This window comes from Gilliamella sp. WF3-4 (assembly GCF_001690275.1).
Lineage (GTDB): Bacteria > Pseudomonadota > Gammaproteobacteria > Enterobacterales > Orbaceae > Gilliamella > Gilliamella apicola_C.
Map to the genome: position 1 here is coordinate 38,039 of NZ_LZGW01000045.1, position 25,989 is coordinate 64,027.

The window sequence follows — 25,989 nt, forward strand, 5'->3', positions numbered from 1 at the left end:
ATTTATGTTAATTCATCGTATACTTGCTGCAGCTGTGCTTATTCCACTTGTCATAGTCGTTCTTTTTTTTGTTCCTTTATCTGTATTTTCTCTAACTATTATTTTGGTCTGTGGATTAGCTGCATGGGAATGGGCTCAGTTTCTTCATATTACTAAAAAACGTTCAAAATTAATATTTGCTCTTTCAATCGTTGTTTTATTAACTATACTTTATTTGATCCCAAATTCAGTTGAATTAAAAATAAAGCTATACACTGTGATTTTATCTTTATCAATTATATGGTGGCTAATTGCTTTGTATTTGGTGGTTAGTTATCCAGATACAACCAAATACTGGAGTGATTCAACGGTTATTAATTCAACTTTTATAAAGCTACTATTTGCTTTTTTTACGATAGTGCCATTTTTTATTGGTATGATTGAACTAAGAGCAATTAACTATATGTCTAATTCTTATACTGGTGCAGTTTGCTTACTTTATGTTTTTGTGTTGGTCTGGGCAACAGATACAGGTGCTTATTTTGCAGGACGCGCATTTGGTAAACGAAAATTAGCTGCAAAAGTTTCTCCAGGTAAGACCATAGAAGGTTTTATTGGTGGTATAAGTGTGGCTATCATAATTAGTATCATTGCTTATATACTTAATTTATTTGATATGACATTTAGTACATTTTTTATTAGCTCTTTATCGGCAATTTTTGTTTCGGTTTTAGGTGATTTAACTGAAAGCATGTTTAAGCGTGAAGCAGGTATAAAAGATAGTGGTCACTTAATTCCAGGTCATGGTGGAATTTTAGATCGTATTGATAGTTTAACTGCTGCTGTTCCTGTTTTTACTACATTATCTTTTTATTTATTATAAATGGAGATTGATTTTGCTGTGGTCACTGTTATTATTTGTTATTACGATTAGTATACTAGTTACTATTCATGAGTTTGGGCATTTTTATGTTGCTCGCTTATGTAAGGTTCAAGTTGAATGTTTTTCAATTGGTTTTGGTAAAAAATTATGGTCACATAAATTTTCAAGTGGAACAGAATTGGTAATTGCTATGATTCCACTTGGTGGTTATGTTAAAATGTTAAATACCAGATCAACAGCATTATCAAGCAATAGCAATAGCAATAGCAATAGCAATAGCAATAGCAATAGCAATAGCTTGGCATTTGATCAAAAGAAAATTTGGCAAAGGGCTGCAATTATTTTTGCAGGTCCGTTTGCTAATTTTGTGTTAGCTTTGATAAGCTATTGGATTATTTTTTTAATAGGTGTAAATGTTTATCCTGTTAAAATAAAGGAAGTGATACCTAACACACCTGCTTCCACAATAGCAATTCCAGTTGGTGCTGAATTGAAAACTATTGATAATATCAAAATTGAAACATGGCAAGATGTAAACTTGGCTTTAATCTCTCTAATGGGGAAGACTGATATGTCTTTCACCTATATTGATGGTGCCAATAATAGTGATCAAAAAAAAGAAGTTAAGAAAAGTGTAGATATTAGCAATTGGTATTTTGATATAGAAAAAGACTCAGCTATTACCGCATTTGGTTTTGTTCCTAAAGAGGTGGAAATTTATCCAATTGTGAGTAAAATTGTATCAGGTTCGGCAGCAGAACGTGCAGGTTTGCGTGTTGGCGATAAAATTATTGGTTATAATGATCAGCTATATACAAATTGGCAGTTTTTTTCCAACACGATTAAAAAAGCTCAAACAATGATGTTGAAGGTCAATCGGGAAAACAAAGATATTTATCTTACACTCGTGCCAACCGTTCAAAAAAACGGGGAAGGTGTTGCGGGATTATATCCTACAACTGATGTAAAAGTTGTGCAATATGGTTTTTTCGAAGGGTTTAATAAAGGTATAGCGCAAACGGCGTTAACTACAAAGTTAACTATTCGTTCGCTTTATCAATTAGTAACGGGTGTTATTGGTCTAGAACATATATCTGGCCCAATAACAATAGCAAAAGGCGCAGGGCAAACAGCAAGTTATGGTTTTACTTCTTACTTATATTTTCTAGCCTTTATAAGTATAAGTTTGGGAGTTATCAATCTTGTTCCATTACCTATATTAGACGGGGGACATCTTGTTTTTTTATTACTTGAAAAAATAAGAGGGCGAACCTTATCAAATAAAGCACAAGAGCGTTTTTCTCGTATTGGCTTTTTTTTATTAATGGTAATAATGGGAATTGCACTATTTAATGATATTTTACGGTTGTGATGGAATGAGGGCATAAATATTTACGATGAAAATAAATAAATTACTTATAGCATCTTTGTTGCTTAGTACTACAGCAGTATATAGTCCTAACGCATTTTGTATTGATGATTTTGTGGTAAAAGATATCAAATTTGAAGGTTTACAGCGTGTCACTGTTGGAGCTGCATTACTTGAAATGCCAATCCAAGTTGGTGATTATGTTAATGAAGCGGATTTAGGGCGTATAATTAAATCGCTTTATTCTAGTGGAAACTTTGATAATATTACTATTTCTCGTGATGGTGATCGGTTAATTGTTCATGTTCAAGAACGCCCAACTATTGCTAGTATAAGTTTTTCTGGTAATAAGTCAGTTAAAAATGACATGCTTAAGAAAAATCTAGATAGTTCAGGCATTCGTGAGGGTGAAGCTTTAGATCGCACTATGCTTTCAGGTATTGAAAAAGGCTTAGAAGATTTTTATTACAGTGTTGGTAAATATAATGCTCAAATTAAAGCTGTTGTAACTCCATTATCTCGTAATCGTGTCGATTTAAAATTAGTTGTTGCTGAAGGTAAATCAGCATTAATCGATCAGATCAATATTGTTGGAGCTAAGGCTTTTTCATCAGAAGAACTTATTTCACGTTTTACCTTGCGTGATGAAGTACCTTGGTGGAATATGCTTGGTGATCGTAAATATCAAAAACAAAAATTAGCCTCTGATTTGGATGAGTTACAAAGTTTTTATTTAAATCGTGGTTATGCTCGTTTCAATATTGAGTCAACACAAGTTAGTTTAACGCCAGATAAAAAAGGTATTTACGTTACAATTAATATCCATGAAGGTGAGCAGTATAAGCTCTCTAAACTTGAGTTTATGGGTAATTTTGCAAATTATAAAGAAGCAATTGCTAAAATCGCTAACGAAAAAGTAACCGTTGGTGAGCTTTATAATGGTAAAAAAATTACTGAAATTGAGGATAGCATTAAACGTTTACTTGCTAATTTTGGTTATGCATATCCAAAAGTTTCCATTCAGCCAGAAATGGATGATTCAGAACATACGGCTAAATTAGTTGTTCTTGTTGATGTTGGTGAGCGTTTTTATGTTCGCAATATTAAGATAGTAGGAAATACCGTAACAAGCGAAAGTGTAATCCGTCGTGAGCTTCGACAAATGGAAGGAGCTTGGTTAAGTAACGGGTTAGTCGAATTAGGTAAAGAACGTTTAAATCGACTTGGCTTTTTTGATACTGTTGAAGCAAATACCGAGCGTGTGTCTGGTGTTGATGATCAAGTTGATATTATTTATAAAGTTGCTGAACGTAATACGGGTAGTATCAAATTTGGTGTTGGCGTCGGTTCTGATAGCGGTCTTAGCTTCAATGCAGGTATCTCTCAAGATAACTGGTTAGGCACAGGTAATAGTGTCTCATTTGATATTAACACTACTGATACAGATAAAACAGCGTCTGTTTCTATTGTTGATCCTTATTTTACTGTTGATGGTGTAAGTTTAGGCGGTAGCATTTACTATAACACCTATAAAAACGATGATAAAGATGATGAGTCAGAATATGCGAGCAAGACTTGGGGCGCTTCAGCTAATTTAGGTTTCCCTATTAGTGAAAATAATTTTGTTCGTTTTGGTGCCGAATACGCTAATCATAATTTGTCCGATATGCAAGCGCAATATAGTATGTGGCGTTATTTTGACTCCATGGGCGAAAATTTGAAAAATAAAAATTCTATTTCTTTCGATACTAATGATTTATTACTAAGCGCTTATTGGACATATAATTCTTTAGATCGTGGATTCTTCCCAACTGATGGCTTAAAAATGACAGCTAGCGCTAAATTCACTGCGCCATTATTTGATAACCGATTCTATAAACTGGTTTCAGATGCCTCTTACTATTATCCGATTGACAATGACCATAATTGGATATTCTTAACGCGAGCAAGAATTGGCTATGGAGGTGGTTTTGGTGGTAAAGAGTTACCATTTTACGAAAACTTTTATGCTGGAGGAGCATCAGTATTACGTGGTTTTAAATCCAATACTGTTGGTCCTAAAGCAGTATATCTTAATAAAAGTGGTGTGTGTGATAGTTTAGATAATACCTCTGGGTGTACAAAATCAAAAGATGCAGTAGGCGGTAATGCTATAGCTTTTGCTAGTACAGAGCTGATTGTTCCAACCCCATTTGCGGGTGAAAAATATGCTGATAATATTAGGACATCGTTATTTTTTGATGCAGGGACTGTATGGGATACCGAATGGAAACTAAAAGGAAATAATATTCCAGATTATAGTTCTCCATCGGATATTAGAATGTCGGCTGGTATTGCAGTACAATGGATGTCACCATTAGGTCCTTTGGTCTTTTCTTATGCTCAACCACTTAAGAAATATGAGGGTGATTCAGCACAACAGTTCCAATTTAATATAGGGTCTACATGGTAATTCCATGTTATAAATAAAAAACACATAGGTGATTAAAGTGAAGAAAATTATATCTATTCTTGGTGTTAGTTTAGCATTTCTTTTTGCAGGCGTTGCAAATGCGGAAATTAAAATTGGTGTGGTTGATGTTATGTCAGTTTTACAACGTATGCCTCAACGTGAATCGGTCGGTAAGGCGTTGGATAATGAATTTGAAGCAAGAGCCAAATCATTACAAGTCGAAGAAAAGAAAGCTGGTGATGCCGCTGCTCGCCTAAAAAAAGATGGCTTAACTTTGTCTTCTTCTGAAAAAGCTAAACTAAATAAGGTGATTTCTGATTTTGAAAATAAAGCGAAAGCTTTTTCAGCTGATTATCGTAAACGTGAAACAGAAGAAGCAGGCAAATTATTAACTAAAATCCAAGAAGCTGTTAAAGATATTGTTGAGACAGAAAAGTACGATCTTATCTTAAAAGCCGAAGCTACATTATCAGCTTCAGATGCGGTTGATATTTCAGATAAAGTATTGGCAAAGGTTAAAAAATAATGTTTGCTTTTCGTTTAGAGCAACTAGCTAAGCAACTTGATGCTAAATTACACGGTGATGCTGATTTAACTATCACTGGTATTGCATCAATGAAAAGTGCAATGTCAGGTCAAATTACTTTTTTATCTGACAAAAAATTACAAAATAATTTGTTAGAGTGCAAGGCTTCTGCTGTTGTAATGACAGAAGAAAGCCTTAAATTCTGGCATGGTGCAGCTCTGATTGTTAAAGATCCATATCTTGCATATGCAAAATTGGCACAATATCTTGATACTACGCCTGCTCCAGCTAAGGATATCGCTAGCTCAGCAGTGATTGATTCAACAGCTAAATTAGGTTGTAATATATCAATAGGCGCTAACGCAGTTATTGAAAGCGGTGTAGTGTTAGGCGATAATTGCGTTATAGGTGCTGGTAGTTTTGTAGGTAAAAATACCACAATAGGTGCAGGAACAAAATTATGGGCTAATGTTTCTGTTTATCATAATTGTGTTATTGGCGACAATTGCTTAATTCAATCAGGAACTGTAATTGGTGCAGATGGATTTGGTTACGCTAATGATAAAGGTAAGTGGATTAAAATTCCTCAACTAGGTCGAGTTGTTATTGGTAATAACGTTGAAATTGGCGCTTCAACGACAATCGATCGGGGAGCGCTTGATGATACTATTATCGGTAATGGCGTTATTATAGATAATCAATGCCAGATTGCTCATAACGATATTATCGGGGATCATACAGCGGTTGCTGGTGGCGTTATTATGGCAGGGAGCTTAACTATTGGTCGTCATTGCTTAATTGGTGGTGCAAGTGTTATTAATGGGCATATGGAAATATGTGATCAAGTTACCATAACTGGTATGGGTATGGTTATGCGCCCAATTACTGAACCAGGGATTTATTCATCAGGTATTCCATTGCAAGAAAATAAAGTTTGGCGAAAAACGGCTTCATTAGTTTTACATATTGACGAAATGAATAAACGTTTGAAGGCACTTGAGAAGAAACAGTGAAATGTCTCGACGTAAGCGGTTGCGGTCGGTATAATGCACGCCTATTTTTAAATTTTTTAGCTCAGTTATCGTTTTTATATAAATATGGGCAGATAATATTCAATAATTTCGAGGTATAAAGATGCAAGTTTCGGTAGAAACAACACAAGGTTTAGGTCGACGTTTATCAATTATAATTAAAGCTGAAGATATTACGAAAGCGGTTGATAAAGAACTTATTAATACGGCAAAAAAAGTACGTATTGATGGCTTCCGTAAGGGAAAAGTGCCTTTAAAAATTGTTGAACAACGTTATGGTGCTTCTATTTTACAAGATGCATTAAGTGACTTAATGCAACGAAATTTTGTTGAAGCAATTATTCAAGAAAAATTAAATCCGGCTGGTGCTCCAACTTATACACCACAAGAATATAAAAAGGGCGAAGATTATACCTTTACTGTTGAATTTGAAGTTTATCCAGAAGTCAAAGTTGAAAATTTAGATAAAATTGAAGTTGAAAAACCTATTGCTGAAGTAGCTGATGCGGATGTTGAAACTATGATTGAAACCTTACGCAAACAGCAAGGTGTTTGGAAAGAAGCAGATAAAGAAGCTAAAGAGCAGTATCGTGTTACTTTGGATTTTGTTGGTAAAGTTGATGATGCCGAATTTGAAGGTGGTAAGGCTAATGATTTTGCATTAGTATTAGGGCAAGGTCGTATGATTCCTGGTTTTGAAGATGCAATTATAGGGCATAAAGCGGGTGATCAGTTTGAAATTAATGTGACTTTCCCTGACGATTATCATGCTGAAAATCTAAAAGGTAAGCCAGCTGTATTTGCGGCAACACTTAAAAAGGTTGAAGAGCTAGAATTGCCAGAACTTACAGAAGATGTCATTAAACGCTTCGGTATTGCTGATGGCACTATTGAAAGCTTACGATCTGAAGTTCGTAAGAACATGACAAGAGAGCTCAATGCGACAATTCGCAATAAAGTCAAAATTCAAGCTATTGATGGTTTGGTTAAAAATAATGAAATTGATGTGCCTGAGGCATTAGTTGACCGTGAGGTTGATGTATTACGTCAGCAAGCTTTATCTCGTTTTGGTGGTAATGTAAAACCAGGTATGGAATTACCAAAAGAATTATTTGAAGCTGAGGCTAAAAAACGCGTTGTTACTGGTTTGTTGTTTAGCGAAATTATTGAAAGCAATAAATTAACAGCAGATGAATCGCGTGTTCAGGCATTAATTGATGAAATTGCAACTGCATATGAAGATCCAAAAGAAGTTTTAGAATATTATCGTAAAGATAAAAAAGCGATGGATAATATTCGAGCGGTAGCACTAGAAGATCAAGTTGTCGATCTGTTGTTGGCTAGTGCCAAAGTAACAGAAAAGAATTATTCGTTTTCCGAATTAATGAATCAGCAAACAGCTTAACTTACTAGTCTTTTCATTTTATATAAAAAGATCACTATAAAGCCCAAATAAGAATTGTCTGTTTGGGCTATTTTGTTAATTAGGAGATAAAAATGCCTTTAGAATCATATATGGGTGTTGTTCCAATGGTTGTTGAGCAAAGTTCTCGTGGTGAGAGAGCTTATGATATTTACTCACGATTATTAAAAGAGCGAGTTATATTTTTGACTGGGCAAGTTGAAGATAATATGGCAAATCTGATTATCGCTCAAATGTTATTTTTAGAAGCTGAAAATCCTGATAAAGATATCTATTTATATATTAATTCACCTGGTGGTGTCGTTACTGCTGGCATGGCTATTTATGACACAATGCAATTTATAAAACCCGATGTCAGCACAATTTGTTTAGGACAAGCATGTTCAATGGGGTCATTACTTTTAACAGCTGGCACTAAAGGTAAACGTTATTGCTTACCTAATGCCCGTGTAATGATTCACCAACCATTAGGTGGCTTCCAAGGGCAGGCTTCAGATATCCAAATACATGCACAAGAGATTTTACAGGTAAAAAACCGCTTAAATAATATTTTAGCCATGCACACCGGCCAAGATATTAGTGTGATTGAAAAAGATACTGATCGTGATAATTTTATGTCTGCCGATAAAGCAGTTGAATATGGCCTAGTTGATGCCATATTTAGTAAACGATCTTAATATTAGGTAGGTGGTAAAAGTGAATAAGAAAAGTTCAGAAAAATTACTTTATTGCACTTTTTGTAGTAAAAGTGAGCATGAAGTCCGTAAACTTATTGCTGGGCCAGAATCTATTTATATTTGTAACGAATGTATAGGCTTATGCAATGAGATATTAAAAGAAGAAACGAAAAGTTCTCTTTCCTATGAAGAATTTATTAATAAGACACTGCCAACACCACATGAAATCAGAGAGCATCTTGATGAATATGTAATTGGTCAAGAGAAAGCCAAAAAAGTTTTATCTGTCGCTGTCTATAATCATTACAAACGATTACGTAGTCATGCGAGTCGCGGTGATGTTGAATTAGGCAAAAGTAATATCTTGCTCATAGGACCTACTGGTAGTGGCAAAACGTTATTAGCTGAAACACTAGCTCGTTTTTTAGATGTGCCTTTTGCCATGGCTGATGCGACAACATTAACTGAAGCTGGTTATGTTGGTGAAGATGTAGAAAATATTATTCAAAAATTATTACAGAATTGTGATTATGATGTTGAAAAAGCCCAGCGGGGTATTATCTATGTTGATGAAATTGATAAAATTTCACGAAAATCAGATAATCCATCTATTACCAGAGATGTATCAGGCGAAGGCGTTCAACAGGCTTTGTTGAAGATTATTGAAGGTACTATTGCTTCAGTTCCTCCAAAAGGTGGGCGTAAGCATCCTCAGCAAGAGTTTCTACAAGTTGATACTTCAAAAATTCTATTTATTTGTGGTGGTGCATTTAGTGGATTGGATAAAGTCATCGAAAATCGTGTATCAACTAATACAGGAATAGGTTTTGGTGCTGAGGTTAAAAGTACTAAAAATAAAGTTTCTGAATCGGAACTATTAGCTCAAATCGAGGCTGAAGACTTAGTTAAGTTTGGCTTAATTCCAGAGTTTATTGGAAGATTACCTGTTATTGGTACATTATCTGAATTGGATAAAAATGCCTTAATTAATATACTAACTGAACCTAAAAATGCCCTAACTAAGCAATTTAAAACGTTAATTGAGTTAGATGGTGTAGAGCTTGAGTTTACTAAAGAAGCTCTAGATGCTATTGCTATAAAGGCGATGCAACGAAAAACAGGAGCACGAGGTTTGCGTTCAATTGTGGAAAATATATTATTGGATACAATGTATGACTTACCATCAATGAATACTATTAAAAAAGTGATTGTAGACAAAGATACTGTTGAAAGATCTCAAGCTCCGAAATTAGTACATTGTGAAGGTGATGAACTTTCTGCTTAAAATATAAATTTGCCATCATAAATATGATGGCAAAACATGTAAACTAAGAATTAATACTAAAGTTGCCAATACTGCTAATAATGTTTCATAACTAGTGTAATTTTAATCAAAAAAGATAGGCTTGAATATCTAAAAACGATCCCAATATTTATCTAATGGGTTTGTACTACTAGAGAGAATAAAATGAATATAAAACGAACTAAACATATAATTATGCCTATTTTACCATTACGTGATGTTGTTGTATTTCCTCATATGGTAATCCCTCTCTTTGTTGGTCGAAGTAAATCAATACGTTGCTTGGAAAGGGCAATGGAAATGGATAAACAAGTCTTTCTTGTAACCCAAAAAGATCCATCTCAAGATGATCCTGCTATAGATGATTTATATGAAGTTGGAACTGTAGCTAATGTTTTACAGCTACTAGAATTACCTGATGGAACAGTGAAGGTTCTTGTTGAAGGTGTTGAACGAGCAAAAATGCTTGATGTAGTTGAGCATGACGACAATGAATTTTTCATTGCTGAGGTTAAACCATTAAGTGAAACAAAAATGGCTTCAGATATAAGTGAGGCTATGATTCGCTTAACTTTATCTAATTTTGATGAGTACTCAAAGTTTAATAAAAAAATAGCTCAGGAAGTGGTTGATTCTATTCGTTTACTTAAAGAGCCATCTCATTTAGCTGATTCTATTGCTGCTACTCTATTTTTAAAAGTTAATCAAAAACAAGAGATTTTAGTAACAGTTAACCTTGCTAAACGTTTTGAATTGCTTATTTCATTGATGGAATCAGAAATTGAATTATTACAAGTTGAAAAAAATATACGGCAACGAGTTAAACAGCAAATGGAAAAAGCTCAAAAAGAGTATTATCTCAATGAGCAAATTAAAGCTATCCATAAAGAATTAGGTGATATAGATAATAAGACTGATGAATACGAAGAGCTAAAAGAAAAAATCACTAAAGCTAAAATGCCAAAAGAGGCTGAGGATAAAGCATTAGCTGAACTTAATAAGTTAAAAATGATGCCAGCAATGTCCGCAGAAGCAACGGTTGTTCGAGGTTATATTGATTGGATGATTCAAGTTCCTTGGTATAAGTGTAGTAAAGTTAGAAAAGATATTGAAGGGGCACAAAAAGTTTTAGATAAAGATCATTATGGACTTGAACGTGTAAAAGATAGAATTTTAGAATATTTAGCAGTTCAAAGTCGCGTTAATAAAGTGAAAGGACCTATTTTATGTTTGGTTGGTCCCCCAGGAGTAGGTAAAACATCACTGGGTCAATCGATAGCTAAAGCAACAGGACGTCAGTATATTCGTATGGCATTAGGTGGCGTGCGCGATGAGGCTGAGATTCGAGGGCATAGACGCACTTACATTGGTTCGATGCCAGGTAAATTGATTCAACGTATGGCAAAAGTGGGGGTTAAAAATCCATTATTTTTACTAGATGAAATTGATAAGATGGCAACTGATATGCGTGGTGATCCTGCATCAGCATTATTAGAAGTGCTTGATCCAGAACAAAATAATGCATTTAGTGACCATTATTTGGAAGTTGATTACGATTTATCCGATGTAATGTTTGTTGCAACTGCTAATTCTATGAATATTCCAGCGCCATTATTGGATAGAATGGAAGTTATTCGCCTTTCTGGTTATACGGAGGACGAGAAGCTGAATATTGCTAAGCAACATTTGATCGCTAAGCAGATAGAAAACAATGGCTTAAAATCAAGAGAAATTAGTATTGATGACTCAGCCATTATTGGAATCATTCGTTATTATACGCGCGAAGCAGGCGTTCGAGGCTTAGAAAGAGAGATTGCAAAAATTTGCCGTAAAGTTGTTAAAAAATTGGCGTTAGACAGCAAATTGAAGAAAGTAACTGTGACACAAGATAACTTAAAAGATTTCTTGGGAATACAGCGTTTCGATTATGGTAAAACGGATAACGAGAACCGAATCGGTCAGGTTATTGGTCTTGCATGGACAGAGGTAGGGGGCGACTTACTTACTATTGAATCAGTAAGTGTAATAGGTAAGGGAAAATTAACTTATACAGGTTCATTAGGTGATGTTATGCAAGAGTCAATACAAACAGCCTTGACAGTTGTTCGATCTCGTGCAGAAAAATTGGGTATCAATAGTGATTTTTATGAAAAGCGAGACATCCATGTACATGTGCCAGATGGTGCAACTCCCAAAGATGGACCAAGTGCGGGTATAGCTATGTGTACCTCATTAATTTCAACATTAACAGGTAATCCTGTTTGTTCGGATGTTGCGATGACGGGTGAAATAACATTACGTGGAGAGGTATTACCTATTGGGGGACTAAAAGAGAAGTTATTAGCTGCTCACCGAGGCGGAATTAAAACGGTATTGATTCCAATGGATAATGTTAAAGATTTGGAAGAAATCCCTGATAATGTGAAATCTGAAATTGATATACGCCCAGTAAAATGGATTGATGAAGTGCTCACAATTGCGCTAAAAAACAACCCATTAGGTATAGAGCCAATAGATAAAAAAGTCACATTGAAGCAACCAGCGAAAAAAGCTATAAAGAAAGTAAAAAATAATGTTGGGAATTCTGTTAGATTAAATTAATCTATCTTATAATTTTAAAAAAGATCAACTTTATGTTGATCTTTTTTTTGAGGCTTAACATTCTGGCAATAGCCAATTTAGTTAAATGTGCTATACTTTCAAAATTCAACATTAGGTATATGGAGAATCGCAAGAAATGATGGAAACAATCCGAACAGCAGCAAATAATATTTTTGTTAAGATTATTTTTGCAATAATTATTTTATGTTTTATTTTCACAGGCGTCGGATTTTTGGGCTTTAGCGGTGGTAATAGCCCACGAGATCAGCAGCTGTACATAGCAAAAGTTGATGGTGAGGGTATTAGCAGAGCTGAATTTGAAGCCCAAGCAAGAGCTGTAACAGCAAAGGCTGGCGGTGAAAGTTCTTTTATTAAGCAGATACGCCGTAATGTATTATCTCATCAAATTGATAATTATTTAGCTTATAAGTTTTCGCAAAGTATTGGTGTAGCTATTAGTAATGATCAGATTAAAAAGTTTATTAAGAAACAAAGAGACTTTTTCAAAAATGGTAAATTTGATAATCAAACTTATTTAAATCTTCTTGCTGAAAATAATTTCACTCCAGATAGTTATGCCGAAATTATAAGAACCGTATTACAACAACAACAAACTGTTAATGCTATAGTAAATAGTGGCTTTGTTTTGCCAAATGACTCCGAAATAGGCTCACTCAAAAATCAAACTAGAAATGTATACGCTACTTTAGTTGATACTTCTATAGGTGGTATTGATGAATTAAATGTTACGTTAGATGATGAACAAAAATATTATGATGAACATCCCAAAGAGTTTTTTAAAAGTGAACGAGTAAAAGTTAAATATATCGTGGCTTCTGAAGACTTAATAAGAAAAACAATTGTTGTTACTGAAAGTGATTTAAGAAATGAATATGATAAAAACATTAAAAATTATTCATATCCAGCAAAGAAAGCTTACAGTATAATTTTTGTAACCGATAAAGAACAAGCTAATAAAATTGCTAAAGAACTTTCTTCTGGAGCTGATTTCGAAAAGATGGTTAAAACGAACCAACAAGATAATCATACCTCTCCATATGGTGAGAACAGTTTTTTGGGCTGGTTTGCTGATGATGATTCTTTACCTAAATTTCTTAAAGATGCTAAGTTGAATAAAGTAGGTAAAACTTCCTTGCCAATCGCTGTGGATGATGGGTATGTGATAGTAAAATTGGATGGTATGCAACCTAAAAAATTTATGGATTATGATTATGCAAAATATCAAATTGATTCAAAGTTAACTAAGCAAAAAATACAACAAGCTTTAGAAAAGCAAGAAAAAATGATTAATGCTGCTTTGAAAAAATCTCCTAAGAACATTGAAGAACTTGCTGAAAAAGTTGGTCTTGAAGTAAGAACTTCGGATTGGATCACTTTCAATGATAAGTTTTCGATTGCTTCTCATCCTGAAGTGAGAGATGTCATTTTTAGTGACGAAATGATTGTTGATGAGAAAGCAACTAATAAAATTTCTGATTTAATAACAGCAGATAGAAATTATGGAAAGTATGATTTTGTTGTACAAACAGTTGATTATCGCCCTGAAGGCATTGCCCCTTTTGATGAAGTTAAAGATGAAATCCATAAAAAGCTTTTTGCAGAAATGGCTAAAAAACAATTTAAATCAAATATTGATAATGCATTGGTTCAACTAAATGAAAAAGGAAGTGCTAAAAACGTACAGTTTGCAAAAAAATATACGTTGAATCGAAATTCAACCGAAATTGATCAAAACGTTGTTAATATGGTTTTTAATTTACACCCTTTAGCATCAGGAAAACCTGTTTATGGTGCGGAACTTTTGGATGATAAAACAGCGTATATTGTTGCGCTAACTAAGGTAGATACACCAAAAGAATACAAAGATATTTCTTCAGAACTATTACCTATATTACTTAATGATATGCATTATTATCTTGCCACAGATATACGTTCTAAGGCTAAGATAGAAATTATGCCTGATGCAAATTTGTGATTTAACCTCCAAAATAGTAGAAATAATAGCAAAAATGGAAAGTCACCTAGGTGGCTTTTCTCATTTTTATTATTCATGAAATTTTTTCATTTGATTAAGTGAGATAGTTGTAAAGCAAATTTATTTGCGTAACTATTTTAAGAGGTTAATCAAATGAAAGTATTTCCATTATTATGTATTATGTTATCAAGCTTTATTTTTTCAAACACAAGTTTTGCCGATTCGGCTTCTACAACACCAGAGCCAATAAAACAGGAACAAAAACAAATTGTTCAAGTAAATATAAATACTGCAACAGCAGAAGAGCTATCAAAAGTGTTGAGTGGAATTGGCCCGAATAAAGCTCAGAAGATTATAGAATATCGAGAAAAATTTGGGCCTTTTGTTTCAGTTGAGCAGTTAAAAGAAGTTTCAGGTATCGGACAGGCAACACTGGACAAAAATGCTGGTAAAATAACATTATAATTTATTATTTCCACCAATTGGTATTGGTGGAAATAATATTACGCTAATTATCGATAGGATCTACATCAATACTCCATCTCAATTTTGATGTTTCACTCCATTTAGCGATTGTTATTAATAATTGATCTAATATTTGTTGTAATTGTTGTCTATTTGTATGCTGAAGGAGTAATTGCCAACGATGGTAACCTGCTTTCTTAGGTTGGCTAGCTGGCATTGGTCCAAGTTGCCATAAAGCAGGCCCATAATGTACTTTTAACCAATCATGAATATGCTGTAAAAATGCAGGAGCATAATGGTTATTCCGATCTGCAGCACGAATTAATGCTTGGTAACTAAATGGCGGTAATTGTGTTTGTTGGCGCTCTTGCAGTGTTAGTTTAGCAAATTGTTGATAGCCTTTCGTTAGTAAAATGTTCAACAAGGGGTGATCTGGATGATGAGTTTGTAAAATAACTTCCCCCGCTTTTGCTTCGCGACCAGCTCTTCCTGATACTTGAGTATAAATTTGAGCAAATCGTTCAGTTGCACGAAAATCGCTTGAAAATAAAGCACCGTCGACATCAATAATTCCAACTAAAGTAACATCAGGAAAATGATGCCCTTTAGCCAAAATTTGTGTACCAACTAAAATATGTGCACCACCTTGTTGGATCGTTTGTAGATAGGTATCTAATGAACCTTTTTTACTAACTGTATCGCGATCAATACGGCTGATCTTGATGTAAGGAAAAAGCACTTCAAGTTGTTGTTCAAGTTGTTCCGTTCCAAACCCAATTGGCATTAAATGTGTAGAGCCACATTTTGGACACTGTTTGGGCACTGTTCTTGGCGTATCGCAATAGTGGCAAATCAGTTTTTTTTGTTTTTGATGAAATGTGTAAGGCCTATCACAACGAGGGCATTCGGCAATCCAACCGCAATCATGGCATATCAATAGTGGTGAAAATCCTCGACGATTTAAAAATAACATTACCTGATTGTTGTTAGACAAATGTTTTTTTATTTGTTCAATTAAAGGTTGAGATAAGCCAGAAGTAAGCATTAACCCACGTATATCCAAAATTGATTGTTTAGCTAATGTTGCATTACCTGCTCTTTCTGTTAATTGCAATAAATGGTATTTTTTGTTTTGCGCATTATTAAGTGTTTCAAGAGATGGGGTTGCTGAACCTAAAATAATTGGAATATTATCAAATTTAGCTCGAATGATTGCTAAATCTCGTGCATGATAACGCCAACCTTCTTGCTGTTTATAGGAATTATCATGTTCTTCATCAATAATGATCATTCCTAGGTTTTTAAATGGGGTAAAAAGTGATGAACGAGTACCAACAACAATAGCATTTTCTCCACGTTTACTTCTTAACCAAACGTTAAGCCTTTGCTTATCTGTTAATCCTGAGTGTAAAATATCAATAGGTGCATTAAAGCGTTGTTTAAAACGTTTTATTGTTTGTGGTGTTAAGCCAATTTCAGGAACTAATACTAACGCTTGTTTCCCTGCTGCTAAGATAGTCGATAGCACATTTAGATATACTTCTGTCTTACCCGAACCAGTAACTCCTTCTAGCAAAAATACCTTAAATTGGTTAATTTCCTCATTCACTGCATTTATAGCATGGATCTGTTCTTTATTTAGCTGAATAGAACTAACATTAGTTGAAAAATTTGTTTGCCATTGAATATTACTAGGCAGATAGGTGACTTGTTCTATAAGTTGTTTCTTTTGTAATTCGTTATACGTGGCACTATTTACATTCGTATCAGGTATAGTATTATTTCTAAATGAAGATAATAATAGCTTTTGTTTTGGAGCACGAGATAACAATTGCAGATCTATATGTTTTCCTAATGCTGTTAATTGCCATCGTTTTGCCTCATCTTTGACTGCTTGGTGCCCTTGCCTGAGTAAAATAGGCATAGCATGGAATAAAACTTCACCAATAGGATAATGGTAATAACTAGCCGCCCACTCTAATAATTGCCAGATAGAAGGGGGAAAAACAGGCTCTGTATCAATAACTGTCGTAATTGATTTTAAGTTTTTTATATCAAACTCAGTTTTTTCATCAATACTAACAATAATTCCTATTATGTTACGTTTGCCAAAAGGCACTTTCACCCGCATTCCAATCTGTGCAGGTTTCGCCAATTGGTAATCAAACAGTTGGTAAAGTGGTACAGGCAAGGCTATATGAGCAATAAGCATCAAAAATCACAAATGTTACGATTAATATAAAGCTATATTGTACGCAGTTTTTACTTAACCCGCAAAAGCTATCAAAGGCAATTTATTATTACAGAAAAATTTGTTTGTTCACCGAGATATATTAGTTGGTAAACTAATATGCAATAGTGGTAACTATTCGTAAAATTTGCTATCTTGGCTATAGTTAATGAGAATAAATTGTAAAGGATAAAATAATGCTCAAATCATTTTCGCATATTAATCAACATGGTGATGCTCATATGGTTGATGTTTCAGATAAGCAGATAACAATGCGAGAAGCAAGTGCTGAGTCATTGGTTTTAATGAAAACTGAAACACTGAATATGATTATTGATGGTAAACATCATAAAGGAGATGTTTTTGCAACGGCAAGAATTGCTGGTATTCAAGCGGCTAAAAAAACATGGGAGCTTATCCCGCTTTGCCACCCGCTTTTTTTGAGTAAAATTGAAATTAAAATCGAACCAGATCGAATAAACAATTGTGTTAAGATTCAATCTTTTTGTCGATTAAATGGGCAAACCGGTGTCGAAATGGAAGCAATGGTTGCAGCCTCTGTCGCTGCTTTAACTATTTATGACATGTGTAAAGCTGTACAAAAAGATATAGTGATTTCTCAGGTGCGCTTGCTGACCAAAAGTGGTGGTAAGTCGGGTGATTTTATAGCCTAAAAAGTTAGTAGAGATAAGATGAATAAAGTTATTTTTTTTGCACAAATTAGAGAATTAGTGGGAACTACGTGTGTTATGTTAGATGCTAATGAACTTTCAGTTTCTCATCTTATTGAGCAGTTAAGTCAACGCGGTGATCGGTGGCTATTGGCTTTTACGGAAAGTGCTGTTTTATGTGCAGTAAATCAAACTTTGGTTGATCTTGATTATATTATTCAAGAAAACGATGAAATTGCATTCTTTCCACCTGTAACAGGAGGATAGCATTATGGATCTTATCAAAGTTAATAACGACCCTATTGATGTTAATCAGCTTAATGATTGGCTTTCTCAATTACCGCAAGATGGAGCTATTGTCACTTTTATGGGCAAAGTTCGTAGTCTTGAAAAGCAAACGATAAGCCTATTTTTAGAACATTATGCAGGTATGACAGAAAGAGTGCTAGCTAATATCGCAGCTCAAGCAAGAGAACGTTGGCAATTAAGCCGAATAGCAATAATTCATCGGGTGGGTGAAATTAATGCCAATGAGCAAATTGTTTTTGTGGGCGCGAGTAGTGCACATCGCTCAGATGCATTTGCTGCCACAGAGTTTATTATAGATATATTAAAGAGCGAAGCGCCTTTTTGGAAGAAAGAAAGAACACCTAACGGGCAAAATTGGGTAGAAGCTAAAAAAACAGATAAAGAGGCATTGAAAAAATGGCTTTAGATATAATTTAGGTTATAATGATACAAAGTTATATCATTCTTTTTAATGAGAGGTTATTAATGAAAAATTATTCGCCTAATGGTTCAATCATTGAACAAACAGGTAGCCGTATTCAAACATATATGAGCCATGTCTATGGTTGGATGACAGTTGGATTGTTATTAACAGCTTTGGTGGCTTGGTATGCATCTAGTAATGTTGAGCTTTTGAACTTATTATACCAAGGCATGTGGGTATTGTTGATTGCTGAGATTGGATTAGTTTTTGTCATTTCTGGCTTAATTAATCGACTTTCTGGGGCTGTTGCGACAACGTTATTTATGCTTTATTCAGTTTTAAATGGTTGTACGTTCTCAATTTACTTTATTGTTTATACATCATCTTCGATAGCAAGCGTATTTTTTATTACAGCTGGTATGTTTGCTGCTTTGGCTTTTTACGGTTATACCACTAAACGAGATCTATCAGGATTTGGACGTTTCTTGTTTATGGGGTTAATTGGTATTGTCATTGCTTCAATAGTAAATATCTTTATGCATAGTCAGCCATTAATGTGGGCAATTACTTATATAGGTGTATTTGTTTTTGCTGGGTTAACGGCTTATGATACACAAAAACTTAAAGAGTTAGGCGATCAATTATCACAAGATGACCCCAATATGTTTAGACGATTTGTTATTTTAGGAGCATTAACGCTTTATCTCGATTTCATTAACTTATTTATTATGTTATTGAGAATCTTTGCCGATCGTCGATAATTTTTTTATTCCAATTAAGTGAAAAGGGCTCCTAAAGTGAGCCCTTTTTGTTAATATTTTATGAGAAATTTATTTAGCAGTGCTAGTTTGTTAAAAAGTTTCAAGAAAGAACCACTTTTAAGTATAAAATGCTGTAATATTCATATAATATAAAGTGAACTTCTTGATAACAAATACTATGAAAAAATTATACCCCTTTGTTCTAATTAATATCTTTATTTCATCAATAATAGCAATTCGATTCTTTCTTGTTCCTGGGGGCTCATTTCATTGGCTAGGGATGGTATTTTCAATATTTGCGGTATTGGGGCATTTCTTCTCTGCCTACTTGCTACTTTTAATTATTTGTACTCCTCTGCTTTTACTTAAGCAATTTATTCGTAATATCATTCTTGCTATTTTATTTAGTTTTTTCCAAATTGGATTATATATTGATACGATTGTTTTTGAACAATACCGGTTTCATATAAATCAATCTGTTTTATCGATGGTTTTTTCTGGTCAAACTGTTGATTTTTCAATGTTGACTTACCTTTTAATGCTTGTGCTTATTGTTATTTCATTTTGTGCAGAGTATTTCATTCTTTATTTTGTTAATAATAAATTGGTTTTATCGCAAAAAAAATCAAGAATTATCTTACTATCAACAATATTTCTTTTTAGTTCATTTTTGATTAGTCATGTAGTGCATATGATCGCATTTTATTATGCTTATTCGCCTATTATGGCAGTAAAAGAATATATTCCACTTTATCGCCCATTTACATCAAAAAAAATTATGAGTTTTTTTGATGAAAAAGGGCAAAGAAAAGTTGTGTATAATAAGGACAATAGTAATGCCAGTGTTTATTATCCAAAAAATCCACTGGTGATTAATCCAGATAATAATAAACCTAAAAATATTATGTTTATTGTTTTAGATTCTTGGCGATATGATACATTTAGTGAAGAAATTTCTCCTAATACATTTCGTTTTGTTAAGCAAAATAATGGTGTAGTTTTTGATAACCATTATTCAACGGGTAATGCAACACGTACTGGTATTTTTGGATTGTTTTATGGTATTCCTGGTACCTATTGGGATGCGTTTTTACGAAATAGTATTCCTTCACTATTTATTACTACATTACAGAAAGAAAATTATAATATTGGCATCTTTACGTCAGCTAAAGTTTCTGCTCCTGAGTTTGATCGAACCGTATTTGTCACTATCAAAAATTTAAGAATCAGTAGTAAAGATGGTTCGGCATCAAGTCGAGATAAGCAAATCACAGACGATTGGCTGGCATGGTATAAAACACGAGATGCTTCTAAACCAACATTTTCATTTTTATTTTATGATGCTCCTCACGCTTATGATTTCCCTGCCGATTCATTGGTAAAATTTAAACCTATTGGTGATTTAAATTATATGACATTGAATAATGACACCGATCCTTTGCCAATTTTTAATCGCTATAAGCAAAGTGTTTATTATGACGATTCTTTATTGCAAAATGTCTACGATGAACTAGTTAAATCAAACTCATTAGAAGACACAATAGTAGTCATTACTGGCGATCATTCTCAAGAGATGAATGATAATAAATTAGGATTTTGGGGGCATAATGGTAATTATACGGATGCGCAAACAAAAGTCCCTTTTATTATCATTGGAGGAAAAGAGTTAGAAAAAATCAAAGGTAATAGCAGAAAACTAACTAGTCATGAAGATGTTGTTCCAACCTTAATGAAACACTATTTATATGTGAAAAATGATATAAGTGATTATTCGACAGGTTATGATTTATTTAGCTCCATCGTCGATCGTAACTGGCTTTTAATGTCAAATTATAGTTCTTATGCGGTAAAGACATCTAGTAATATCTATCTTGTGAATCGATTAGGTATTAGTCATCATATGGATTTACATAATCGTGAAATTAATGAAACACCGAATTATCAATACATTTATGAGGCTATGAATCATATGCGCTATTTTTTTCAACCAGAGAAAAATAGTTTAAGCAATAAATTAGATTAAATTAGAGGAAATATCCGCCATTAGGCGGATAAATTATTACTAACGCACATCGGCGCAATTCAAGCAGTAAATATATCGATTTTGAGAGTCGTGAAACTTACTCCATAAAGAAACCTGCTGTTTAAGTTGTTTTGCTTCAGGTAGTTGTTCAAAAACTATTTCAGCAGTTGATTGAGGCAACATTGCTATCATATTTGAATAAAATGCATTAAACCAATTTCCATTTGGTTTTTGCCAGTCAATTTCGTAATCGGTTATATGAGCCAATGTTGCAGCCGTTTCAATGGCGTCATCGAAGTCACCTAATTTATCAACAAGCCCAATTTTGTTTGCCTCTGAGCCTAACCAAACTTGGCCTTGTCCTATTTTATCAACTTGCTCAGTCGTCATATTCCTTGCTTTTGCTACTAAAGAAATAAATGTTTGATAGCCATTGTCGATATTCATTTGAATTAGTTGATTCATTTCGGTAGGTAGTTCTTGCGTTGAGCTATTTCCCGCTAACGGTGAGGTAGCTACTCCATCACTGTAAACACCAATATGAGATAATGACTTTTCAAATGTTGGAATAATACCGAAGATACCAATAGAGCCTGTAATGGTATTTGGGCTTGCAATAATGTAATCAGATGCGGTTGATATCCAATATCCACCTGATGCAGCCATTCCGCCCATAGAGACGACAACAGGAATTTTATAGCTACGTAATGCATCCAATTCACTACGGATTGCTTCTGATGCATCTACGCTGCCTCCAGGGCTATTTACTCGCAATACTACTGCTTGTATGTTATGTTTAGTTAAGTTTTTACGAATATTTCTTAATTGTTCTACAATGTCTTGACTACCAGCAATATTACTACTGTTTTCTCCATTGCTAATAGTACCGTTGACAAAAACAACTGCAATAAGTGGCTTGTTATCATTATCTAACTCTTTATCTTTTGATTTAAGTTGATAATCATAAATGCTTAATTGATGTTTCTGAGTCAATTCGGACTCAAACTGGTAGTTAGATGCAATGACATCAACTAATCCATTAGATATAGCATATTGAGCCATGTTTCCATTCGCTACTTTTAAATTAGCTAACATAGTATCTGGTGCCGGAACCAATTGTGTGTTAGCTTTTTTTCGTTGGGTTGATATATCGTCAAGATAGTTATTCCACATAAGTGTTAGCCAACGAGTCGTATTGCTTTTTGCTTCTTCAGACATATCATTACGAATGAATGGCTCGATAGCAGACTTATAAGTACCCACTCTAAAAACGTGTGTGTTGATTTTTAAATTATCAAGTAGGGTTTTATAGTATAGGTTGTTGGCTGCTAATCCATATACATTAACGGCTCCAATAGGTGTCAAATAGATTTTATCTGCATAGCTTGCTAAATAATATTGGCTTTGATTAAAGCTCGAACCAAAAGCGTAAATTGGTTTATTAGCTTCGCTAAATTTAGCCAAATATTTACCCATATATTGAAGAGCGCTCATGTCTGCGCCAACAAAATTATCTAATTTTAGGACCATACTAGTAATCTTTGGGTCATTGGCCGCTTGAGCTATTTTTTGCGTCAATTCGAATAAACTATTTTCACGGGAGGTATTTATTTTTTTGCCGTAAATTTTATTTTGTAAGGCATAAATTTCATCACTATAGAGGGTGTTATCAACAATAATCCCTTCAATATCCAAAACCAAAGTTCCATATTGTGGAACAATTTCTTGTTTTTGTGTTTCTTTGATTAATGTGATAACACTAAAAATTAAAATAATAATTATTAGAAATATTAGATTAAGAAATATTTCTCTAATAAAGTTAATTATTTTCCATATTGATTTAATGACAGATAAAGTAGACATAATAATTGGTCCTTTTTAATAGTAACTTTAGCTTTTTGTTTCAATATTACGTTTCTTGAAATATTTTTTATCTTCAAATCGTAAGCATGTTAACTTTCCACCCCAACAACACCCTGTATCAAGTGCGTAAATGGTTTCAGGTGTGCCTTTTCCGTTTAACGCTGCCCAATGCCCAAAAACAATACTATATTCTTTTGGAATTTTACTTGATAATAAAAACCAAGGTTTAAGTTTTGACGGTGCTTGCTCGGGCGACTTTTTACAATAAAAATCTAAGCGACCATCCTCATAGCAAAAACGCATGCGAGTTAATGCGTTAGCAATATAGCGCAGTCTATCTAAACCTTTTAGTTCAGGCGACCATTCATCAGGAAAGTTACCATACATTTTATCAAGGAATAAGGCATAAGAGTCACTAGATAACATAATGTTCAAGTCATTGGCACATTTTTTTAGTGTTTCAAGATCCCATTGTGGTGAAATACCAGCATGGGTCATAATTAGTTTTAGTGACTCGTCAATTTGAACCAATGGTTGTTTACGTAGCCAATTCATTAATTCATCAAAATCAGGCGCATTGATTACGCATTCAAGATTATCTTTCTTTTTAGAAACAGTAACACCTGCATAAATTGATAATAAATGTAAGTCATGATTACCTAATACTAATCGAATTTGATTGGCATTATGTTTAACAAACCTTAGGACATCTAATGATTTTGGCCCTCTGGCAACTAGATCACCGGTTAGCCATAGCGTGTCTGATGATGAAAATTTTGCTTTTTCAAGTACTCGCATAAATTCATCATAACACCCATGAATATCGCCAATAAGTAAGTTTGCCATATAGTTAACACCATGAGTTTGCAAGTTGGCAGTATTGCTGTACTGTTAAGTTTTCTGCACGTAAACTTGGATCAATATTTAAATCCTCTAGCTGTTCAGCAGTAAACATGTTGCTTAAACTGTTACGAATAGTTTTACGTCGTTGATTAAATGCTTCCATCGTAATACGAGAAAGTATTTTTATATCATTAACAATATAAGGCTTTTCTTTATAAGGAATTAATTTAACAACAGCTGAATCAACCTTTGGTGCTGGCTTAAATGATGTTGGTGGAACTTCGAGAACAGGTATGATCTGACAATAATATTGAGCCATGACGCTCAATCTACCATAATCTTTACTATTAGGAGCAGCAACTAAGCGAGTTACTACTTCTTTTTGTAGCATAAAATGCATATCAGTAATGATATTTGCATATTCGAATAAATGAAACATTAAAGGTGTTGAAATATTATAAGGTAAGTTTCCAAATACTCTTAATGGTTTGTCTAATTGCTCAGCTAGTTGATTAAAGTCAAAGGTCAGTGCATCTTGTTCAATGACAGTTAGTTTTTTTTTCAATAGTGGGTTTTCCACTAATCTGTTGGCTAAATCTCTGTCGATCTCTATAACGGTCAAATGATCAACACATTGACTTATCGGTACAGTTAATGCTGCAAGGCCAGGGCCTATTTCGACTAGAGCCTGCTCTTTTTTGGGCTGTATAGCTGCAACTATATTTTCGATAATATAATTATCATGTAAAAAGTTTTGCCCAAATCGCTTGCGGGCAAAATGCCCTTGATGAACACGGCTATTCATGTTTATCTTCACCTGTAATTTTAATATAGGCATCACCTTTTATTTCTTGAATCCACACTTGGGCCTCTTCAACAAATTTACGATTAAAAATAAGTTGATAAGCTTGTGCCTTTTCCATGGCATTCTTCCCATCAATCCGCCTTGTATCGATTAATTCGATTAAATGCCAACCATAAGATGATTTTATTGGTTGACTTATTTCCCCTTTTTTTAATTGAGCTAGTGCATTTCTAAAACCGCTATCATAAATCTCAGGACGGTTCCAACCTAAGTTTCCCCCTTTACTCGCTGTACCTGTATCCTCAGAATTAGCTTTAGCAGCTGCTTCAAAAGTTGTTGCACCACTAGTAATTGATTTACGAATATCAGCAAGTTTTTGTTTTGCATTTTGGTCTGTGACTAACACATTTGTTTTAATCAAAATATGACGAGCATTTACTTCTTGGACTGTAATTGTTTTTGGTGCTTCTGAACGTGTATCATCAACTTTTAAAATATGCAGACCCACGCCAGAGCGGATAGGGCCAATAATACTGCCTTTTGCTGCACGTATTAAGCGTTCTTCAAAAATAGTCGGTAACTCATTAAGTTTACGCCAACCCATACTACCACCCTTTAAAGCAAGATCATCGTTTGAATATGAAGTGGCTAATTTAGCAAAATTTTCCCCTTTTTGAGCTCGATTAATAATATCCCGTGCTTTATTTGTTGCATTATCTATTTGTTGTTTTGATGCTCTTTCTGGAATAGAAATCAAAATATGGCTAATTTTTACATCAATATTATTAGTTGGTTGACGAGCAATGTTTTTAGCTAAGTTATCAACTTCTTTTTCTGAAACTTTGATTCTTGGTCTTACTTCATGCATTCGTGTTTCTTCAATCAACATGTCATTATGGATTCTTTCACGATACGCTCCATAGCTGATCCCCATTGTTGACAACTTGCTTCGAAGCTGATCGATAGTCATGCCATTTTGGGCAGCGATTCTGTTAATAGCACTAGTTACCTCGTCATCGCTAACAGTGATTTTAGCTTTAGCTGCTTTTTGTAAAATTAGGTTTTCAATAATTAGACGATCAATGATTTGTTGTCTGAGCACCTTATCATTGGGTAAGTTTCTAGAATCGGTACTAGCTTTAATTGTTTTTAACATGTCATTAACGTCACTTTCTAAAATAACGTTATTATTTACAATTGCAGCAACTTGCTCTACAACTTTAGGTGCAGCATTGGCAGATAATGGTGTTAAAACACCTAAACTTACGCTTAGGTTTAAAGCGATAAATAGTTTTAATAATTTCATCTTCACTCAACTCATTTTGTTGTTGCAGCATTCACTGCTTGCAATAAATTTATTGGTTATCTATCATTTT

The 25,989-nt window shown here is 34.0% G+C and carries 21 protein-coding genes; 16 read left to right on the forward strand and 5 right to left on the reverse strand.

What is annotated here, in order from left to right:
- Nucleotides 1-4 precede the first annotated feature (4 nt).
- From A9G47_RS09410 to A9G47_RS09460, 11 genes are all read left to right on the forward strand, one after another.
- Nucleotides 5-862, forward strand: a complete 858-nt coding sequence (locus A9G47_RS09410) for a phosphatidate cytidylyltransferase (RefSeq protein ID WP_065642755.1) — start codon at nt 5-7, stop codon at nt 860-862.
- 13 nt (nt 863-875) lie between these two features.
- A complete protein-coding gene (gene rseP, locus A9G47_RS09415; protein ID WP_176700693.1) occupies nt 876-2,234 on the forward strand; it encodes an RIP metalloprotease RseP in 1,359 nt (452 codons plus the stop codon).
- Between the two features lie 25 nt (nt 2,235-2,259).
- Nucleotides 2,260-4,683: an outer membrane protein assembly factor BamA gene (gene bamA / locus A9G47_RS09420; protein WP_065566869.1), complete on the forward strand. Its 2,424-nt coding sequence runs from the start codon at nt 2,260-2,262 to the stop codon at nt 4,681-4,683.
- Nucleotides 4,684-4,720: 37 nt separating this feature from the next.
- Nucleotides 4,721-5,209, forward strand: coding sequence for an OmpH family outer membrane protein (locus A9G47_RS09425; protein ID WP_065566868.1), 489 nt, complete (start codon nt 4,721-4,723; stop codon nt 5,207-5,209).
- Nucleotides 5,209-6,222, forward strand: a complete 1,014-nt coding sequence (gene lpxD, locus A9G47_RS09430) for a UDP-3-O-(3-hydroxymyristoyl)glucosamine N-acyltransferase (RefSeq protein WP_065566867.1) — start codon at nt 5,209-5,211, stop codon at nt 6,220-6,222. Before A9G47_RS09425 ends, lpxD begins: the two co-directional genes overlap by 1 nt.
- Nucleotides 6,223-6,343: 121 nt before the next feature.
- On the forward strand, nt 6,344-7,645 hold the full coding sequence (gene tig / locus A9G47_RS09435; protein WP_065642757.1) for a trigger factor: 1,302 nt from the start codon (nt 6,344-6,346) through the stop codon (nt 7,643-7,645).
- A gap of 92 nt (nt 7,646-7,737) precedes the next feature.
- Nucleotides 7,738-8,340 carry an ATP-dependent Clp endopeptidase proteolytic subunit ClpP gene (gene clpP / locus A9G47_RS09440; protein ID WP_065566865.1) on the forward strand — a complete coding sequence of 201 codons (603 nt, stop codon included), beginning with the start codon at nt 7,738-7,740 and terminating at the stop codon, nt 8,338-8,340.
- A gap of 10 nt (nt 8,341-8,350) precedes the next feature.
- Nucleotides 8,351-9,625, forward strand: a complete 1,275-nt coding sequence (clpX, locus tag A9G47_RS09445; RefSeq protein WP_065642758.1) for an ATP-dependent protease ATP-binding subunit ClpX — start codon at nt 8,351-8,353, stop codon at nt 9,623-9,625.
- 183 nt (nt 9,626-9,808) lie between these two features.
- Entirely contained in the window at nt 9,809-12,244 is a 2,436-nt protein-coding gene (gene lon / locus A9G47_RS09450; protein WP_081301485.1) for an endopeptidase La, read from the forward strand.
- A gap of 136 nt (nt 12,245-12,380) precedes the next feature.
- Complete coding sequence (locus tag A9G47_RS09455; protein WP_081303624.1) at nt 12,381-14,240, forward strand: SurA N-terminal domain-containing protein; 1,860 nt, start codon at nt 12,381-12,383, stop codon at nt 14,238-14,240.
- A 153-nt stretch (nt 14,241-14,393) separates the two neighbouring features.
- Entirely contained in the window at nt 14,394-14,705 is a 312-nt protein-coding gene (locus A9G47_RS09460) for a ComEA family DNA-binding protein (RefSeq protein ID WP_065587931.1), read from the forward strand.
- 43 nt (nt 14,706-14,748) lie between these two features.
- Here A9G47_RS09460 and priA read toward each other — a convergent pair whose 3' ends face one another.
- The gene (priA, locus tag A9G47_RS09465) at nt 14,749-16,917 is read right to left on the reverse strand and encodes a primosomal protein N' (RefSeq protein WP_065642760.1); all 2,169 of its coding nucleotides are present in this window, start codon (nt 16,915-16,917) and stop codon (nt 14,749-14,751) included.
- Nucleotides 16,918-17,132: 215 nt separating this feature from the next.
- Between priA and moaC the strand changes: the two genes are divergently transcribed.
- The 5 genes from moaC (at nt 17,133) to A9G47_RS09490 (ending at nt 21,102) form a co-directional block, all read left to right on the forward strand.
- Entirely contained in the window at nt 17,133-17,609 is a 477-nt protein-coding gene (gene moaC / locus A9G47_RS09470) for a cyclic pyranopterin monophosphate synthase MoaC (RefSeq protein ID WP_065566860.1), read from the forward strand.
- 18 nt (nt 17,610-17,627) lie between these two features.
- A complete protein-coding gene (gene moaD / locus A9G47_RS09475) occupies nt 17,628-17,873 on the forward strand; it encodes a molybdopterin synthase sulfur carrier subunit (protein ID WP_065566859.1) in 246 nt (81 codons plus the stop codon).
- A gap of 4 nt (nt 17,874-17,877) precedes the next feature.
- Nucleotides 17,878-18,321: a molybdopterin synthase catalytic subunit MoaE gene (gene moaE / locus A9G47_RS09480; protein ID WP_141673701.1), complete on the forward strand. Its 444-nt coding sequence runs from the start codon at nt 17,878-17,880 to the stop codon at nt 18,319-18,321.
- 59 nt (nt 18,322-18,380) lie between these two features.
- Nucleotides 18,381-19,079 carry a Bax inhibitor-1/YccA family protein gene (locus tag A9G47_RS09485; protein WP_065566857.1) on the forward strand — a complete coding sequence of 233 codons (699 nt, stop codon included), beginning with the start codon at nt 18,381-18,383 and terminating at the stop codon, nt 19,077-19,079.
- A gap of 178 nt (nt 19,080-19,257) precedes the next feature.
- Nucleotides 19,258-21,102 carry a DUF3413 domain-containing protein gene (locus A9G47_RS09490; protein ID WP_065642761.1) on the forward strand — a complete coding sequence of 615 codons (1,845 nt, stop codon included), beginning with the start codon at nt 19,258-19,260 and terminating at the stop codon, nt 21,100-21,102.
- Nucleotides 21,103-21,141: 39 nt separating this feature from the next.
- Here the strand turns inward: A9G47_RS09490 and sppA are convergent, their stop codons facing one another.
- Genes sppA through surA form a run of 4 tightly spaced genes read right to left on the reverse strand, consistent with a single transcriptional unit; the run spans nt 21,142 to nt 25,919 of the window.
- Entirely contained in the window at nt 21,142-22,965 is a 1,824-nt protein-coding gene (gene sppA / locus A9G47_RS09495) for a signal peptide peptidase SppA (protein WP_065642762.1), read from the reverse strand.
- 27 nt (nt 22,966-22,992) lie between these two features.
- Nucleotides 22,993-23,811: a bis(5'-nucleosyl)-tetraphosphatase (symmetrical) ApaH gene (gene apaH / locus A9G47_RS09500; protein ID WP_065566854.1), complete on the reverse strand. Its 819-nt coding sequence runs from the start codon at nt 23,809-23,811 to the stop codon at nt 22,993-22,995.
- 4 nt (nt 23,812-23,815) lie between these two features.
- Nucleotides 23,816-24,613 carry a 16S rRNA (adenine(1518)-N(6)/adenine(1519)-N(6))-dimethyltransferase RsmA gene (gene rsmA, locus A9G47_RS09505; RefSeq protein WP_065580159.1) on the reverse strand — a complete coding sequence of 266 codons (798 nt, stop codon included), beginning with the start codon at nt 24,611-24,613 and terminating at the stop codon, nt 23,816-23,818.
- The gene (gene surA / locus A9G47_RS09510) at nt 24,606-25,919 is read right to left on the reverse strand and encodes a peptidylprolyl isomerase SurA (protein WP_065580160.1); all 1,314 of its coding nucleotides are present in this window, start codon (nt 25,917-25,919) and stop codon (nt 24,606-24,608) included. Before surA ends, rsmA begins: the two co-directional genes overlap by 8 nt.
- Nucleotides 25,920-25,989: the final 70 nt, after the last annotated feature.

Excerpts from the sequence above, each read along its gene's own strand:
- A9G47_RS09490 (WP_065642761.1), top strand. The coding sequence starts at position 19,258 with ATGAAAAAATTATACCCCTTTGTTCTAATTAATATCTTTATTTCATCA.
- rsmA (WP_065580159.1), bottom strand. The coding sequence starts at position 24,613 with ATGAATAGCCGTGTTCATCAAGGGCATTTTGCCCGCAAGCGATTTGGG.
- sppA (WP_065642762.1), bottom strand. The coding sequence starts at position 22,965 with ATGTCTACTTTATCTGTCATTAAATCAATATGGAAAATAATTAACTTT.
- priA (WP_065642760.1), bottom strand. The coding sequence starts at position 16,917 with ATGCTTATTGCTCATATAGCCTTGCCTGTACCACTTTACCAACTGTTT.
- moaD (WP_065566859.1), top strand. The coding sequence starts at position 17,628 with ATGAATAAAGTTATTTTTTTTGCACAAATTAGAGAATTAGTGGGAACT.
- surA (WP_065580160.1), bottom strand. The coding sequence starts at position 25,919 with ATGAAATTATTAAAACTATTTATCGCTTTAAACCTAAGCGTAAGTTTA.
- A9G47_RS09485 (WP_065566857.1), top strand. The coding sequence starts at position 18,381 with ATGAAAAATTATTCGCCTAATGGTTCAATCATTGAACAAACAGGTAGC.
- lon (WP_081301485.1), top strand. The coding sequence starts at position 9,809 with ATGAATATAAAACGAACTAAACATATAATTATGCCTATTTTACCATTA.
- moaC (WP_065566860.1), top strand. The coding sequence starts at position 17,133 with ATGCTCAAATCATTTTCGCATATTAATCAACATGGTGATGCTCATATG.
- lpxD (WP_065566867.1), top strand. The coding sequence starts at position 5,209 with ATGTTTGCTTTTCGTTTAGAGCAACTAGCTAAGCAACTTGATGCTAAA.
- A9G47_RS09460 (WP_065587931.1), top strand. The coding sequence starts at position 14,394 with ATGAAAGTATTTCCATTATTATGTATTATGTTATCAAGCTTTATTTTT.
- apaH (WP_065566854.1), bottom strand. The coding sequence starts at position 23,811 with ATGGCAAACTTACTTATTGGCGATATTCATGGGTGTTATGATGAATTT.
- A9G47_RS09455 (WP_081303624.1), top strand. The coding sequence starts at position 12,381 with ATGATGGAAACAATCCGAACAGCAGCAAATAATATTTTTGTTAAGATT.
- clpP (WP_065566865.1), top strand. The coding sequence starts at position 7,738 with ATGCCTTTAGAATCATATATGGGTGTTGTTCCAATGGTTGTTGAGCAA.
- moaE (WP_141673701.1), top strand. The coding sequence starts at position 17,878 with ATGGATCTTATCAAAGTTAATAACGACCCTATTGATGTTAATCAGCTT.
- tig (WP_065642757.1), top strand. The coding sequence starts at position 6,344 with ATGCAAGTTTCGGTAGAAACAACACAAGGTTTAGGTCGACGTTTATCA.
- bamA (WP_065566869.1), top strand. The coding sequence starts at position 2,260 with ATGAAAATAAATAAATTACTTATAGCATCTTTGTTGCTTAGTACTACA.
- A9G47_RS09410 (WP_065642755.1), top strand. The coding sequence starts at position 5 with ATGTTAATTCATCGTATACTTGCTGCAGCTGTGCTTATTCCACTTGTC.